At 61.8% G+C, this 13,733-nt stretch carries 12 protein-coding genes; 6 read left to right on the forward strand and 6 right to left on the reverse strand.

Going from position 1 to position 13,733, the window contains the following annotated elements; genetic code table 11:
- Positions 1 to 17: 17 nt before the first annotated feature.
- Complete coding sequence (locus HER32_RS00880) at positions 18 to 1,154, forward strand: porin family protein (protein ID WP_168679753.1); 1,137 nt, start codon at positions 18 to 20, stop codon at positions 1,152 to 1,154.
- Between the two features lie 113 nt (positions 1,155 to 1,267).
- Positions 1,268 to 2,017: a DUF4386 domain-containing protein gene (locus tag HER32_RS00885; protein WP_168679755.1), complete on the forward strand. Its 750-nt coding sequence runs from the start codon at positions 1,268 to 1,270 to the stop codon at positions 2,015 to 2,017.
- An 88-nt stretch (positions 2,018 to 2,105) separates the two neighbouring features.
- Here the strand turns inward: HER32_RS00885 and HER32_RS00890 are convergent, their stop codons facing one another.
- On the reverse strand, positions 2,106 to 2,852 hold the full coding sequence (locus HER32_RS00890) for a TrmH family RNA methyltransferase (protein WP_168679757.1): 747 nt from the start codon (positions 2,850 to 2,852) through the stop codon (positions 2,106 to 2,108).
- Between the two features lie 11 nt (positions 2,853 to 2,863).
- Between HER32_RS00890 and HER32_RS00895 the strand changes: the two genes are divergently transcribed.
- Positions 2,864 to 5,380 carry a BamA/TamA family outer membrane protein gene (locus HER32_RS00895; protein WP_168679759.1) on the forward strand — a complete coding sequence of 839 codons (2,517 nt, stop codon included), beginning with the start codon at positions 2,864 to 2,866 and terminating at the stop codon, positions 5,378 to 5,380.
- 124 nt (positions 5,381 to 5,504) lie between these two features.
- Here HER32_RS00895 and HER32_RS00900 read toward each other — a convergent pair whose 3' ends face one another.
- A complete protein-coding gene (locus HER32_RS00900; protein ID WP_168679761.1) occupies positions 5,505 to 7,676 on the reverse strand; it encodes a thiamine pyrophosphate-dependent enzyme in 2,172 nt (723 codons plus the stop codon).
- A gap of 89 nt (positions 7,677 to 7,765) precedes the next feature.
- Between HER32_RS00900 and HER32_RS00905 the strand changes: the two genes are divergently transcribed.
- Complete coding sequence (locus HER32_RS00905) at positions 7,766 to 8,290, forward strand: GNAT family N-acetyltransferase (RefSeq protein ID WP_168679763.1); 525 nt, start codon at positions 7,766 to 7,768, stop codon at positions 8,288 to 8,290.
- Between the two features lie 41 nt (positions 8,291 to 8,331).
- Here HER32_RS00905 and HER32_RS00910 read toward each other — a convergent pair whose 3' ends face one another.
- Entirely contained in the window at positions 8,332 to 9,363 is a 1,032-nt protein-coding gene (locus tag HER32_RS00910) for an MBL fold metallo-hydrolase (RefSeq protein WP_168679765.1), read from the reverse strand.
- Between the two features lie 177 nt (positions 9,364 to 9,540).
- Between HER32_RS00910 and hemF the strand changes: the two genes are divergently transcribed.
- Both hemF and HER32_RS00920 read left to right on the forward strand, forming a co-directional pair.
- Positions 9,541 to 10,500: an oxygen-dependent coproporphyrinogen oxidase gene (gene hemF / locus HER32_RS00915; protein ID WP_168683177.1), complete on the forward strand. Its 960-nt coding sequence runs from the start codon at positions 9,541 to 9,543 to the stop codon at positions 10,498 to 10,500.
- Positions 10,497 to 11,081: a phosphatase PAP2 family protein gene (locus HER32_RS00920; protein WP_149071482.1), complete on the forward strand. Its 585-nt coding sequence runs from the start codon at positions 10,497 to 10,499 to the stop codon at positions 11,079 to 11,081. Before hemF ends, HER32_RS00920 begins: the two co-directional genes overlap by 4 nt.
- A 189-nt stretch (positions 11,082 to 11,270) precedes the next feature.
- On the opposite strand, the gene HER32_RS00925 is transcribed toward HER32_RS00920, so the two are convergent.
- From HER32_RS00925 to HER32_RS00935, 3 genes are all read right to left on the reverse strand, one after another.
- Positions 11,271 to 11,474 (reverse strand): hypothetical protein, encoded by a 204-nt coding sequence (locus HER32_RS00925; protein WP_149071483.1) that lies wholly within the window; start codon positions 11,472 to 11,474, stop codon positions 11,271 to 11,273.
- Positions 11,475 to 11,528: 54 nt separating this feature from the next.
- Entirely contained in the window at positions 11,529 to 12,119 is a 591-nt protein-coding gene (locus HER32_RS00930; protein WP_168679767.1) for a riboflavin synthase, read from the reverse strand.
- Between the two features lie 155 nt (positions 12,120 to 12,274).
- Positions 12,275 to 13,681 (reverse strand): sugar transferase, encoded by a 1,407-nt coding sequence (locus HER32_RS00935; RefSeq protein ID WP_232066332.1) that lies wholly within the window; start codon positions 13,679 to 13,681, stop codon positions 12,275 to 12,277.
- Positions 13,682 to 13,733 lie beyond the last annotated feature (52 nt).

Below are 13,733 nucleotides of genomic sequence, written 5' to 3' on the forward strand. Positions count from 1 at the left end.
TCTTTTTCTTTTCAGCTATGAAACGCTTTTCTGCTCTGCTGGCTTTCCTGTTGCTGGCGGTGCTGGCGCCCGGCCGCTCCCTGGCTGCTTCTTCTGCCCCCGCCAACGATGATACCATCATGGTAAAGCTGCCTAACCAGGCCACCATGACCCTGTACGTGAAAAATAAAGAGCAGCTGCGCCAGATGCGCACCTACAAGCTCGACTCCCTGATGCTGCTGCTCGATGCCTACATCACCCAGGCCGAGGCGGCGGGCCAGAACTCGAAGACCGACCAGGTGACCCTAGAATTCTACCCCGCCAAGGAGCGCCCCGGCACCAATGCCCCCGAGCAGATTCGGGTGACAGTGCGCAGCCAGGACGGCAAAGGCAACGCTAAAACCGACCGGGTGGACGTGATGCTGGGCAAAATGGGCGTGACGGTAAAGGACTCCGACAATGACGATGGCGTGTCGGTGCACATCGGTCGCTCGGTCTCGGAAGACTCCATCCGCAACGTGGAGCGGCGGGCCCGCCAGGAAGAAAAGCGCAACCGCCGCGTGCACCAGGACTTCAGCCTGGACCTGGGCCTGAACACCCTCGTAAACCGGCCCACACTGGTGGGCGGCGAAAACTTCGACCTGCGCCCGGTTGGTTCCCGCTACGTAAGCCTGAACTGGCACTACGATATCCGGGTAGGTGCCAAAGCCTCGCCCCTGCACCTGGTTACCGGCCCGGAGCTGGCCTTCAACAACTACATGCTCGATAAGAACTTCCGCTTCCTGGACGTAAACGGGGTGACTACACCGACGAAAGAGCCCACGCTGAGTTTGGAGAAAAGCAAGCTGGCCGTGACCACCCTGAACCTGCCCCTGATGGCCGTCCTCGACTTCGACGATGATAAAGGGCGGAATGCCTTCCGCATCGGCGCGGGTGGGTTTGTGGGCTACCGCCTGGGCGCCCACACCAAGCTGAAGTACGAAAGCGAAGGGCGCACCCGCAAAGACAAGGACCGCGGCAGCTACAACCTCGAAGATTTTCAGTACGGCGTGCAGGGCACCATCGGCATCCGCAACATCGACCTGTTCGTGAAATACAACCTGAACGACACCTTCAAGGCCAACCGCGGCCCCCAGGGCCAGACGCTGAGCTTCGGTATCTCCCTGCTCGAATAACTCACAGCCCTGACCACATACTCCTGGTCAATTACCAATAGCAAAAGCCGTTCGGGTAGCAATAAGACCCCGAACGGCTTTTTTCTGCCCCTACACCTGCACAAACCGACGCTATGACTGCCCGTTCCTTTGCATCCTCGCCCCAGTTCTATGCCCGCCTTGGCGGGGCGCTGTACCTGGCCATTATCCTGTTTGGCGCTTTCGCCGAAGGCTTCGTCACCAGCAAACTGGTGGTAGGTGGTGATGCCGTTGCCACGGCCCGTCACATCCTGGCTTCGCCGGCGCTCTGGCGTTTGGGCGTGGCGGGCAACGTGCTGCTGGTGCTCTTTGCCGTGCCCCTACTCTGGATTGAATACCTGCTGCTGCGGCCCGTCAGCAAAAGCCTGGTGCTGCTGGCGGTGCTCCTGAATGTGGTTTCCTTGTCGGTGGAAGCCGTTAGCAAGGTCTTTATGCTGCTGGTGCTACCTATTCTGAGCAATCCGGAGTACGCCAGCGCCTTTGGCCCCCACCAGCTGCCTGTACTGGCCAATCTGGCGCTAAGGACGCATGACATTTCCTTTAATATCGCCCTGATCTTTTTCGGCTTAACCTGCCTGGTCAACGGCTACCTGATTCGGAAGTCGGGGTATTTTCCGCGGGTACTGGGGACCCTGCTGCAGGTGGCAGGCCTGGGTTATCTGGTCGCCTGCTTTGCCGCGCTGTTCGCCCCGGCGCTGGCGGCTATCCTCTTGCCCGGCGTGCTGGTGCTGCCCTTGGTTGGCGAATCAGCCTTCTGCCTATGGCTTTTGCTAAAAGGAGTCGATAAAGCGCAGTGGCACGAGCAGGTAAACGCGCCAGCTCCCCGCGCCGTGGCCGCCGGGTAAAACCACCGTAGACACGCCTGCAAAGTGCCGGCCTGCCGAATCAGCCGCCGCTCTGCCAAGCGTGTGGCGCCTCACTAACGACTGCTACTCACAGCTGCCGGAAAAAGTTATCCAGCAGGATACCGGCCGATACGGCCACATTAAGACTCTCGGCCCCGCCCCGCCCGGGAATGTGCAGGCGACGGGTGAGGCGGGCGTGCACTTCGGGTCGCAGGCCGTGACTTTCGCTGCCCATCACCAGCACGCCTTCCGGAGCCAGCGCCAGGCGGTGCACGTTGTCGCCGGCCAGGTCGGCGCCGTAGATGGGGGTGGCGCCCGGGAGCGTGCCCAGCCACTGGGGTAGTTCCCGCTGCCAGATGTGCACCCGCGTGAAGGACCCCATGGTGGCCGCCACGGTTTTAGGGTTCCACGGGTCGGCGCAGGTTTCGGAGCACACGATGCCCGTCAGCCCGTACCAGTCGGCCAGCCGGATGAGGGTGCCCAGGTTACCGGGGTCGCGCACTTCATCCAGGGCCAGCAGCAAGCCCGCGGCGCTGGGGGGCAGGGCCGGCTCGGCGGGAATGCGGGCCACGGCCAGGGCGGTGTTGTTGGTGCTAAGGGTGCCCAGCTGGGTGAGTTCCGCCTCCGAAATGATTTCCACCGGCACGTCGGTGGGCAGCTCCTGCCCGATTTTTGCCGCAAATTCAGCAGTAAGGAACACGCGTTCCGTTAGAAGTCCTGAACTTAGCAACTCGCGCACGCTCTTGCCGCCTTCTACCAGGAAGGCGCCGTGCCGCAGCCGATACTTTTTCTGCTGCAACGCGTGTACGTACTTGACAACTGCTTTTGACACCATATTTCTTTGTTGTGCTGCCTGCGCCCCGGCGAGTTTTTTCCTTACTTCTGCTGAGTCTGAGCCTGAACCTACTACTGGGCTGCTCGCCCACGCGGCTGTTGCAGCCCGGCCAAAACCTGCTCTACCGCGTGCGGCTGGAAGGCGTGAAGGAAGCCAGCACCGACCGGCTGCAGGCCCTGTACCAGCAAAAGCCGAATACCCGGTTTCCGCTCCCAAAGCTAGCAATCTATCAGTTGGGGCAGTCGTTTTACAACCCCGAGCGGCTGCGGCGCCAGCTGGAAGAAGAGCGCACCAAGTATGATTCCCTGATTCGGCTGGCTGGCCGCGACTCCGTGACGGTGGGCCAGCTGCTGCTGAAGCGGGAAAAACACACCCAGCGCCACCAGCTGGCCCTTACCAAAGGCAACGCCCTGATGCGCATTGGCGAGGCCCCGGTGGTGTACGACTCCCTGCTCACGACCCGCACGGCCGAGCAGATGGCCGTGTTTCTCCGGTCCCAGGGGTTTTTCCGCAGCCAGGTGCGTGCCACCGAAAAGACCACGGACCGCCGGGTGAGCGTAACGTATTCGGTAACGGAAAATCAGCCCTTCCGCTACGCCCAGCTCGACTACCACATTGGGGACACGGCCGTGGCGGCGGTGGTGCTGGCGGGCAGCTCCACCTCCCTGCTCCACCTCGGCGACCGGTACAACGAGGAAGCCATTGGCCTGGAAAGGTCGCGGCTGGAAACCCTGCTGAAAAACGCGGGCTACTACGACTTTCGCCAGCAGTACGTGACCCTGGAAGCCGACACGAGCTTTGCGCCCGGCACCGTGCGTTTGCGCACCATCGTAGCCAACCCCGGCCCCGGCGAGCGGCACAAGGTGTACACCGTGCGGCGGGTGAACGTGTTTACCGACGCGGGCACTACCCGCTTTGGGGTGAAGCGCGACACCGTGCGGCGCGACTCGGTCAATTTCCTGGCCTACCGGCAGCGCTACAGCTCGAAGGTGCTGAACCAGCGCGTAGAAGTGCGCCCCGGGTCCCGCTACAGCCTGCTCAACACCCAGACCACCCAGCGCCAGCTGGCCGACCTGGATATGTTCCGGTTTAATACCGTAACGTATCAGAAAGTGCAGGGCGACAGCGCCAGTGGCCTGGCCCGGCTGGACGCCAACATCTACGCTTCCCCGCTGAAAAAATTCCAGGAAACCACCGAGCTGGGTGCTACCTATTCGGCCTTGCTGGTGGGCCCGTTTGCCAATATCAGGGTGAAAACGCGGAACCTGTTTGGCGGGGCCGAGGTGCTGGAAACCAGTTTGCGGGCGGGCCTGGAAGGCCAGTACCGGCAGGTGCCCAATCCCACCAGCAACAGCCCGAAAGGAGTTTATTCGTTTCAGCTGGGGGGCAATGTGAGCCTGATTTTGCCCCAGTTTCTGGTGCCCTGGCAGACCAACCGCTTTCTCACGCGCTACAACCCCAAAACGCGGGTTTCGACGTCGTACACCTACGTAAAGCGGCCGGACTATACCCGTACCAACCTTGAAGGCAGCTACGATTACATATGGCAGCGCAGCGCCTATCAGCAGTACGTGGTGACGCCCCTCAACATCAGCTTGCTGAATACCAGCAAAATCGACCCTGATTTTAAGGCTTATCTGGGTACGCTGGCGAACAACGGGGCCATTCTGCGCAGCTTTGGCCGGCAGCTGGTACCCAGCGCCAGCGCCACGTCCCTCTACAACAGCAACGACTTCAACCAGACGCGTAACGCCGCTTATTTTCGGGTGGTAGCGGAGCTGGGCGGCCTGGGTCGGCAGCTCTACACTCAACCCGACCCAGCCTCGGGTGACCCGCGCCTGGCTGGCATCCCGGTGCTGGACTACGCGCGCTTCAATGCCGACTACCGCCGGTATTACAAGCTCACGCCCCTCACCTATTTGGCTTGGCGCCTGAACACCGGCGTGGCGCATGCCCTCACCCGCACCACCTTCACGGCCGATGGCGTAACCAGTTCTTCCTTCGTTATTCCCTACGACAAGTACTTTTTTGCGGGCGGCGGCTCCAGCTTGCGGGCCTGGCGCCCCCGCCGCCTGGGCCCCGGCTCGTATACTACTTTTCTCACCAAAGACGGCCAACCTCAGTACGACAGCCGCGGCAAGCTCATTCAGGATGAGAACGTGGAGCAACCCGCCGAGCTGCTGCTGGAAGGCAGCGTGGAATACCGCTTCCCCATCTACGACTACATTTACGGGGCCTTCTTCACGGACTTTGGCAACGTGTGGTCCCTGCGTCCCGACGACCCCCGCGAAGGGGCCAATTTCTCGGCCAACCGCTTTTACCGGGAAATTGCGGTAGGCAGCGGGCTGGGTATTCGCTTCGACCTTACGTTCCTCATCATCCGGCTGGATATAGCCACTAAGGTATACGACCCCACGGCCGTGCCAGGGGATAAATGGGCTATCCGCCGGTTTGCCGTTTGGCGCAACGATGCCAAGCCTTGGCTGAATACGCCTACGCTCAACGTGGGTATTGGCTACCCATTCTGATCTGGTGCTACCTAACACGCCGCTTGGGCCCGGGCGTTGAAGCCCTTATTCAGTTTTATTCTCAAAAGGAAGCGGCTCCTGCTAATGCAGGAGCCGCTTCCTTTTGGGCCAGTGGTGGTCTGGGCTAATACGCCAGCAGCTCCCCGAGGGCGGCGGCTACTTTGTCGGGGTTGGGCAGCATCTGCTTTTCCAGCTCCACGTTCAGGGCAATGGCCGGCAGGTTGGCCGCGCCCAGCGTAAACACCGGCGCGTCGAGCTGACGGAAGCAGTGCCGCTGGATGCGGCCGGCCAGGCTTTCGGCAAACGAGTTGAGCAAGGGTTCTTCCGTGAGCACCAATGCTTTGCCGTGGCGCTGCACGGCGGCCTGCACAGCTTCCCAGTCGAGCGGGTTGAGGGTGCGCAAATCCAGAATTTCCACCTGTCCGGCAAACTGGCGGCTGGCCGTTTTGGCCCAGTGTACGCCCATGCCGTAAGTAACTACCACGCAGGTTTCGCCGCTGGCCAGCTTCTCCGGACTGGCTTCCTGGGCTATGGCGGCTTTGCCCAGGGGAATAACGTAGCCTGGGGCAGGCTCCACGGTTTTGGCGTCTTCAGTGCCAGGCACCTTGCTCCAGTACAGGCCTTTGTGCTCCAGCATCACCACCGGGTTGGGGTCGAGGAAGGCGGCGCGCATCAGGCCCTTCATGTCGGCGGCATTGCTGGGGTACACCACCTTGATGCCGCGAATGGTGAGCAACGTGCTTTCGACGGACCCTGAATGGTAGGGTCCGCCCCCGCCGTAGGCCCCAATGGGCACGCGGATCAGGCTCTGCACCGGGAACTGCCCGTTGGAAAGGTAGCACGACTTACTCAGCTCCTCCACCAATTGATTCAGGCCCGGCCAGATATAGTCGGCGAACTGAATTTCGACAATGGCTTTGGCTCCTACGGCACTCATGCCGGCCGTGCTGCCCACAATGTAAGCTTCCTGAATGGGCGTGTTGAACACGCGGGCGTCGCCGTACTTTTTGGCCAGCAGCGCCGCCTCGCGGAACACGCCGCCCAACTCCCCGCCCACGTCCTGGCCGTAGAACAATGCCTCCGGAAATTCCCGCAGGATATCATCCACCGCGTGCAGGGCCGCGTCCACCATTAGAGCTTTATCGGCGCCGGCCGGGCTTCGCTCCCCGGCTTCCTGGGTCACGACTGGCGGCGCAAACTCGTGGTCGGCAAAGGTAGCCGGGTCGGGGTTGGGCGCGGCCAGGGCCCGCTGGTAGTCGGCCTGCACGGTGGCGCGGGCCTCTTCCCCCAGCGCCTGCAGCGCCTGCTCCGTGAAATCCAGTTCCAGCAACTGCTGGTGGAAGCGCGGCAAGGGGTCCTGGGTGGTATGGTGGGCGAGGTTGTCGCCGCGGTACCACTCGCGCCGCACTCCGCTGGTGTGGTGGCCCAGCAGCGGGCACCGGGCGTGGACCAGCACCGGCCCCTGCCGCTGGCGCACGTAGCCGGCGGCCTCCCGCATCCCGGCATAGCTGGCCAGAAAATCGGCCCCATCAAACTGCAGGCGGTGCAGGCCCTTAAAGCCCGCTGCAAACTCGTAGGCATTCATGGAGCGCATTTCCCGGCCGGTAGCCGAAATACCCCACTCGTTGTCTTGCACCAGGTAGATGATAGGCAGTTGATGCAGGGCCGCCATTTGCAGGGCCTCGCTTACTTCGCCCTCGGTCATGGCGCCGTCGCCAATGGAGCAGAGCACCAACGGAGCCGCCAATTCCGACGCCTGCAGCCCGTAGAGGCCCGGAATGGGCTGGTTACTTTCGTAAAAGTCCCGGGGGTCGGGCATCAGGGCGTTCAAGCCTTGGCTTTCCAGGTACTTGATGCCGTGGGCCATGCCGGTGGCCGGTATGGCCTGCATGCCCGTGGCCGAGCTTTGGTGCGGAATGGTGGGCACGCCGGCCCGGCGCAGGGAAGGGTGGCTGTAATACGTGCGGCCGCCGGAAAACGGGTCGTCGCGCTTGGCCAGCAGCTGCAGCATCAGCTCGTAGGGGCTCAGGCCCATGCCCAGCAGCAGGGCATCGTCGCGGTAGTAGGGCGCGGCGTAGTCCTGGGGGCCGAGAATAGAGGCCGCGGCCAGCTGGATGGCCTCGTGGCCGCGGGCCGTGGCGTGCACGTACTTGGCCGTTACAGCCTTGTTTTCCTCGTAGAGGCGGGCCATTTCATCGGCCGTGCGCATGAGCAGGTAGGCCTGGCGCAGGGTGGCCCGGCTGGGCTGGGCGTGGGTGAAGTCGGTTTCCAGCGTGGGGGTGGCTTGGGGGAGCATAAGGGGTGGGTGGGGTAATGCCGGGGCGAAGGTACGAACCGGGCCTTTGCCACGGAAGACAGGGCCCCGAAGGCCGTATCTTTGCCCCCATGACTGCCGAACTACGCATTTCGCCCGCCACCGCCGCTGACATTCCGGCCCTCGTGGAACTCGTAAACCGAGCTTACCGCGGCTACGCCTCCCGCCAGGGCTGGACCACCGAAGCCCACCTGCTCGACGGGCAGCGCACCGACGCCGAGGACCTTCAAGCCCTGCGCACTGCCCCCGGTGCCACCTTCCTGCTGGCTTGCACCAACACCGGGCAGCTCGTCGGCAGCGTTTACCTAAAGCCCCAGTTCCCCGACCTCTATCTTGGCATGCTTTCCGTGGAGCCCGGGCAGCAAGGCCTGGGCATCGGCAAGCAGCTGCTGGCCGCCGCCGAAACCCACGCCCGCGCCCATTCCTGCACCGGCATTCTGATTTCCGTCATTACGGTGCGCGCCGAGCTGATTGCCTGGTACGAGCGGCATGGCTTCCAGCGCACCGGCGAAACCCTGCCTTTTCCCACCGACACGCGCTTTGGCCTTCCGCGCCAGCCGCTGGAGCTGCTGCTGATGCGCAAGCGTCTGGCGTAGGATGTTACCCCGGATACTGGCCGTGCTTGGCTTGCTTTCGGCTAGTTATTGAGCCACCAAACGTCCCGTAGCACCGGTCCGCCAATAGTGTAGGGCTGCCCGATGCGGGGCACCGTGACGGGCAGTTGGGCTTTTTCGGCGGCGGGCAATAGCCGCTGTACGGGCTCATTCCAGGGATGATAGGCCAGGGTGAACTTGGCCCAGTGCACGGGCAGCAGCATGTTGGCTCCCAGGTCCAGGGCGGCCTGGGCAGTTTCCTCGGGCAGCATATGAATGGGGTGCCAGCTAAGGTTGTACTGACCATTCTCGAGCAAAGCCAGGTCGAAGGGGCCGTACTGCCGGCCAATGGCCCGGAAATGGGGGCCGTAGCCACTGTCCCCGCCCAGAAACAGGCGCGCCCCGTCCAGCTGCAGCACGTACGAAGCCCACAGGGTTTGCCGGGGGCGCAGGCTGCGGCCCGAGAAATGCTGAGCCGGCGTGGCCGTGAGCTGCACACCCGGCACCGGCGTGGCCGTGTCGTGCCAGTTCAGCTCGGTAATCTGCTCGGGCGCGTAGCCCCAGGCCTGCAGGTGGCTGCCCACGCCCAGGGGCGTAATCACGTGACGTACTTTCTCGCGCAGGGCCACCACGGTAGCGTAGTCGAGGTGGTCGTAGTGGTCGTGGGTGAGCACCAGCACATCAAGGACGTGCATATCGGCGGCCGAGTAGACATCGGCACCGGCAAAGGCGCGCACGGCAAACGAGAAGGGCGAGGCAGCCCCACTGAACACGGGGTCCACCAGAATATTCAGCCCGTGGGCCTGAATCAGGTAAGACGAGTGCCCAAACCAAACGACCGTGGGCTGGTCCGTAGCGGGTAGGTGCAAATTGGTGCGTACCGTGGGCAGGGGCCCGGTTGGCGCTACGGTGCGGGGCTTACGCAGGAAATCTACCAGCATCTTGCCCATTGGGGCTTCGCTGGGGCTGAAACGTACGCCTTCTAAATTCTCAAAGCGGCCGTTCTGGTAATTTGATAACCCGGTAAACCGGTCTTTCACTTGGCGGGAAGGGTTCTTCCCCAATACTTGCAGCATAGCACAGGAGCCGTAAAAAGCGGCTTTCAACGGTACAGACGCCTACCCGTCGGTTTTACTTTACTGCCCGGCACATTCGCGCAGCCAACTGAATTACCAGAGCCGTCCCGTTGCGCTTTGGCAGAGTGGCAGCGCCGGAAATTTCTACCTTTGCCCGCTGATTCTGCCCTTGCCGCCATGGATTTTACGCCCACCGCCTCCTTCCCTACGCCCACCGCTCAGCCCCGCTTCCGCGACACCGTGGAGCAGTGGATGCGCCAATTTCAGGACTGGCTTTGCCAGCAACTGGAAGCGGCCGACGGCATGGGCGTGTTTCGGGAAGATGCCTGGGTCCACCACAGCGGGGGCGGGGGCCGTAGCCGGGTACTCACGGGTGGCCAGATCATTGAAAAAGGCGGGGTGAACTTTTCGGCCGTGGAAGGGCGTATGAGTGAGGCGGCAGCCCGCACCCTGCTCATGCCCGACCCCAACTACTTTGCCACGGGCGTCTCGGTGGTGCAGCACCCGGGCAGCCCGCTGGTGCCCATTTCCCACATGAACGTGCGCTACTTCGAGGCCGGCAACGGGGAAGCCTGGTTTGGCGGCGGGCTGGATTTGACGCCCATCTACGTGGATGAAACCCAGGCCCGTTGGTTTCACGCGCAAATCAAGCAGGTCTGCGACCAGCATAACCCGGCCTACTACCCGCGCTTCAAGCAGTGGGCCGATGAGTACTTCTACCTGCCCCACCGCCAGGAAACCCGCGGCATCGGCGGCATCTTCTTCGACCGGCTGATTGTAGGCAAGGAGGCAGATGCGGAGAGCTTGTTTGCCTTCGTACGCAGCGTGGGCGAGGTCTACGGGCGCACTTACTGTGAACTGCTACGTCAGAACGCCGGCCGGCCCCACACCGAGCGGCAGAAGCAGTGGCAGCTGATGCGCCGGGGCCGCTACGCCGAGTTCAACCTGGCCATCGACCGGGGCACGCGCTTCGGGCTGGAAACCGGCGGCCGCACCGAAAGCATCCTGATGAGCTTGCCGCCCCAGGCCGAGTGGCACTACAATTTTCCCATCGAGCCCGGCTCCCCCGAAGAAGCCACCCAGCACTGGCTGCGCCCGGGCCTTGACTGGCTAACCATCCCCCCTGCCACGGTTTGATTGAGTTTTTCCAACACCTGGACCGCTGGCTGCTGGTAGCCGCCAACTCCCGCCACACCGCCCGCCTGGATGCCTGGATGGTGTTTTTCTCCGAACGTTTGGTTTGGTTTCCGGCCTACTTCGTGCTGGTGGTGGTGCTGTGCTACCTCTACGGCCGGCGCGCCACCCTGCTGCTGCCCCTGCTGGGCTTGAGCGTGCTGCTGGCCGATGTCATTTCCAGCCGCCTGTTCAAGCCCTACTTTGCCCGCCTGCGCCCCTGCCACGACGCCGACCTCTCAGCCACGCTGAACCTGGTAAACGGCTGCGGCGGGCAGTTCGGGTTTCTTTCCTCGCACGCGGCCAATGCCTTTGCGCTGGCGGTGTTTCTGGGTATTCTGCTGCCCCGGCGCTACCGCACGGCCAAGGTGCTGCTCTTTATCTGGGCTGCCCTGGTCAGCTACAGTCGCATCTACCTGGGGGCTCACTACCCTTCCGATGTACTGGCGGGTATGCTGCTGGGTTCCCTCATGGCCTGGCTTTGCGCCCTGGCGTTCCGGCACCTGGCCCGGCGCTGGTGGCCGCTGCTAGGGGCGGAGGCGTAGAAAATTATACAGGACGTCATGCTGAGCTTGTCGAGGCATCTCTACCGCTTCGTCTCCTTCTTCCAACGAAGCGGTAGAGATGCTTCGACAAGCTCAGCATGACTCGTAGGTTCTTCCTAAATCGATTCAATAAAAAAGGCTCCGCACGGTCGCGCGGAGCCTTTTTTATTGGTAAATCCTGAGCAAAAGTTACTTGGCGGGCTTGCGGTTGCCGGTGTGCCCGTCGCCTTTGTCACCTTGGCCAGATTTGCTGGTGACTTTAGAATTGGTCCGGTCGTCGCCGGACAACGAGCGGTTTAAATCGGCGGAGCTGGTGAACTTGCCTTCCTTGTCGCGGCGCACGTAGCGCTTGTCACCAGGAGTAGGCTCTATTAACTGACGTTTGGTTGACATGTCGGTAGGAGTTGATACTCCTACCGTTACGCAGTTTGCGGCTCGCGGTTTTCTTTACCGGCCTAGCAATTTAGCCACGTACTTACCCACAATGTCGAACTCTAGATTGACGCGGTGACCGGGGCGCAGGTCCTGGAAGGTGGTGTGCTCGTAGGTGTAGGGAATGATGGCCACGGAAAAGCCGTCGTCGGTGCTATTGAAGCAGGTGAGGCTGGTGCCATTCACGCAGATAGAGCCTTTTTCCACCGTTACGCGGCCGGGGCCCGGCTCGTGGCGGAAGCGAAACACCCAGGAGCCGTGCTGGTCCTCCACCGACTCGCACTCGGCCGTAAGGTCCACGTGGCCTTGCACAATATGGCCGTCGAAGCGGCCGTTGGCGGCCAGGCACCTCTCCAGATTTATACGGCGGCCCGGCTCCCACTGGCTTAGGTTGGTTTTCTGCAGGGTCTCGTCGATGGCCGTGACAACGTGCGTACCGGCCATGCCATCTACGGCTACTACCGTCAGACACACCCCGTCGTGGGCCACGCTCTGGTCGATTTTCAGCTCCTGAGCGAAGCTGGATTCTACGGTGAAATGAATATTAGTTTCTTCCCGGCGCACGGCCGTGATGGTACCCAGGGTTTCGATAATGCCGGTGAACACTTCGTTAAGGTGGTTTAAATGTGCTGCGCTGCGCTAATGTGGAAAATGTGCTGATGTGCTAATCAACGGAATGCTGAATTGTTCAACGGTGCAATTTTACTTTACAAAGCATTGGCACATTAGCGGAGCGAAGCACATTCAACCACATCAGCACATTATTTTCCGCGTCCTTCCACAATGATTTTGAGGGTGTAGAGCATGACGCGGAAGTCCATGGCCAGGCTCATGTTTTCGATGTAGAGGATGTCGTATTTCAGGCGTTCCACCATTTGCTCCACGGTTTCGGCGTAGCCATACTTCACCTGGCCCAGGCTGGTAATGCCGGGACGTACGCGGTGCAGGTGGCGGTAATGCGGGGCCACGGCCATAATCTGGCGGATGTAGAACTCCCGCTCGGGCCGCGGTCCTACCAAACTCATATCGCCCTTCACCACGTTCCAGAACTGGGGCAGCTCATCCAGCCGAACCTTGCGCATGAACCGCCCCCAGGGCGTGATGCGCGGGTCGTGCTGGGAAGAAAGTGAAGGCCCCAGCCGCTCGGCATCCACGTACATCGAGCGGAACTTATAAATGCGGAACGGCTGCCCGGCCTTGCCAATGCGCTCCTGAGAGTAGAAAATGGGGCCCGGCGAGGAAAGCCGCACCATCACGGCGGTAAAGGCATACACCGGCCAGGCCAGCAACAGAAACAGTAAGGAGCCCACCACATCTAGCACCCGCTTGGTTACTTCCTGCCACACGGGCAGCAAATCCTGCTTGATTTCGATAAGCGGGGTGCCAAACAGGTGGTTGACCTTCACCGAGCCCAGCAGCATCTGGTAGAGGTCAGGTAGGATGCTGATGCGCACGGGCGTGCCTTCCAGCAGGGTAAGAATTTCCTGAATGAGCAGGTGCTCACTGGGCTCTGTGGCAATGATAACCTGCTCTACGTTAAGCCGCTCAATGAGCTCGGGCAGTTCCTGGTAGTGCCCCTGCCGGGGCAGCGCCGCGGCCAAGGCCGAGTCGATGCTCTCGCCCACCGACACAAACCCGATGATGCGCAACCCCAGGTACCGGGTGGCATGCACCAGCTCCTGGCGCACGTCGCGGGCCAGGGCATTGGCTCCCACAATAAGGGTGTTAAACGTAATCACCCCGCTGCGCACCAGCCGCTGCACGCTGGTGACGGCCCAGGTGCGCAAAATGGCCGAAATGGTGAAGTGCAGCAGGAAATAGGCCGAGATGGTGCGGTAGTACAGCCGGTAGTTGCTCACCCCCTCGTCGTCGAGCAGCAGAGCAAAGAAGATAACCAAAGCCCCCAGCGTGGACACCCGGGCCAGCCGAATGATTTCGCCCAGGCGCGATTTGCGGAAAATGTCGCGGTATTCGCCGATCAGCCCGTAGAGCAGCATCCAGAACAAGGCAATCAGCAGGGCCGAACCCAGCAGGGTGAGCAACTCTTCCCGGGGTGTGAAGCTTTCGTTAAGAAGGTATTTGCGCAGGAGGTAAAAGCCCATCCAGGCCAGCAGAGCCGACCCAAAGTCGGTGGCCATGAGTTTGAGCTTCTGCAGGGTACGAATCAAGCGACAGACAACGTAAGCAACGAAAAGGCCCTGAAGGGGCCAAACCAGTGGT

It is taken from the genome of Hymenobacter sp. BT18, assembly GCF_012273015.1.
GTDB classification, from domain to species: Bacteria; Bacteroidota; Bacteroidia; order Cytophagales; family Hymenobacteraceae; genus Hymenobacter; species Hymenobacter lutimineralis.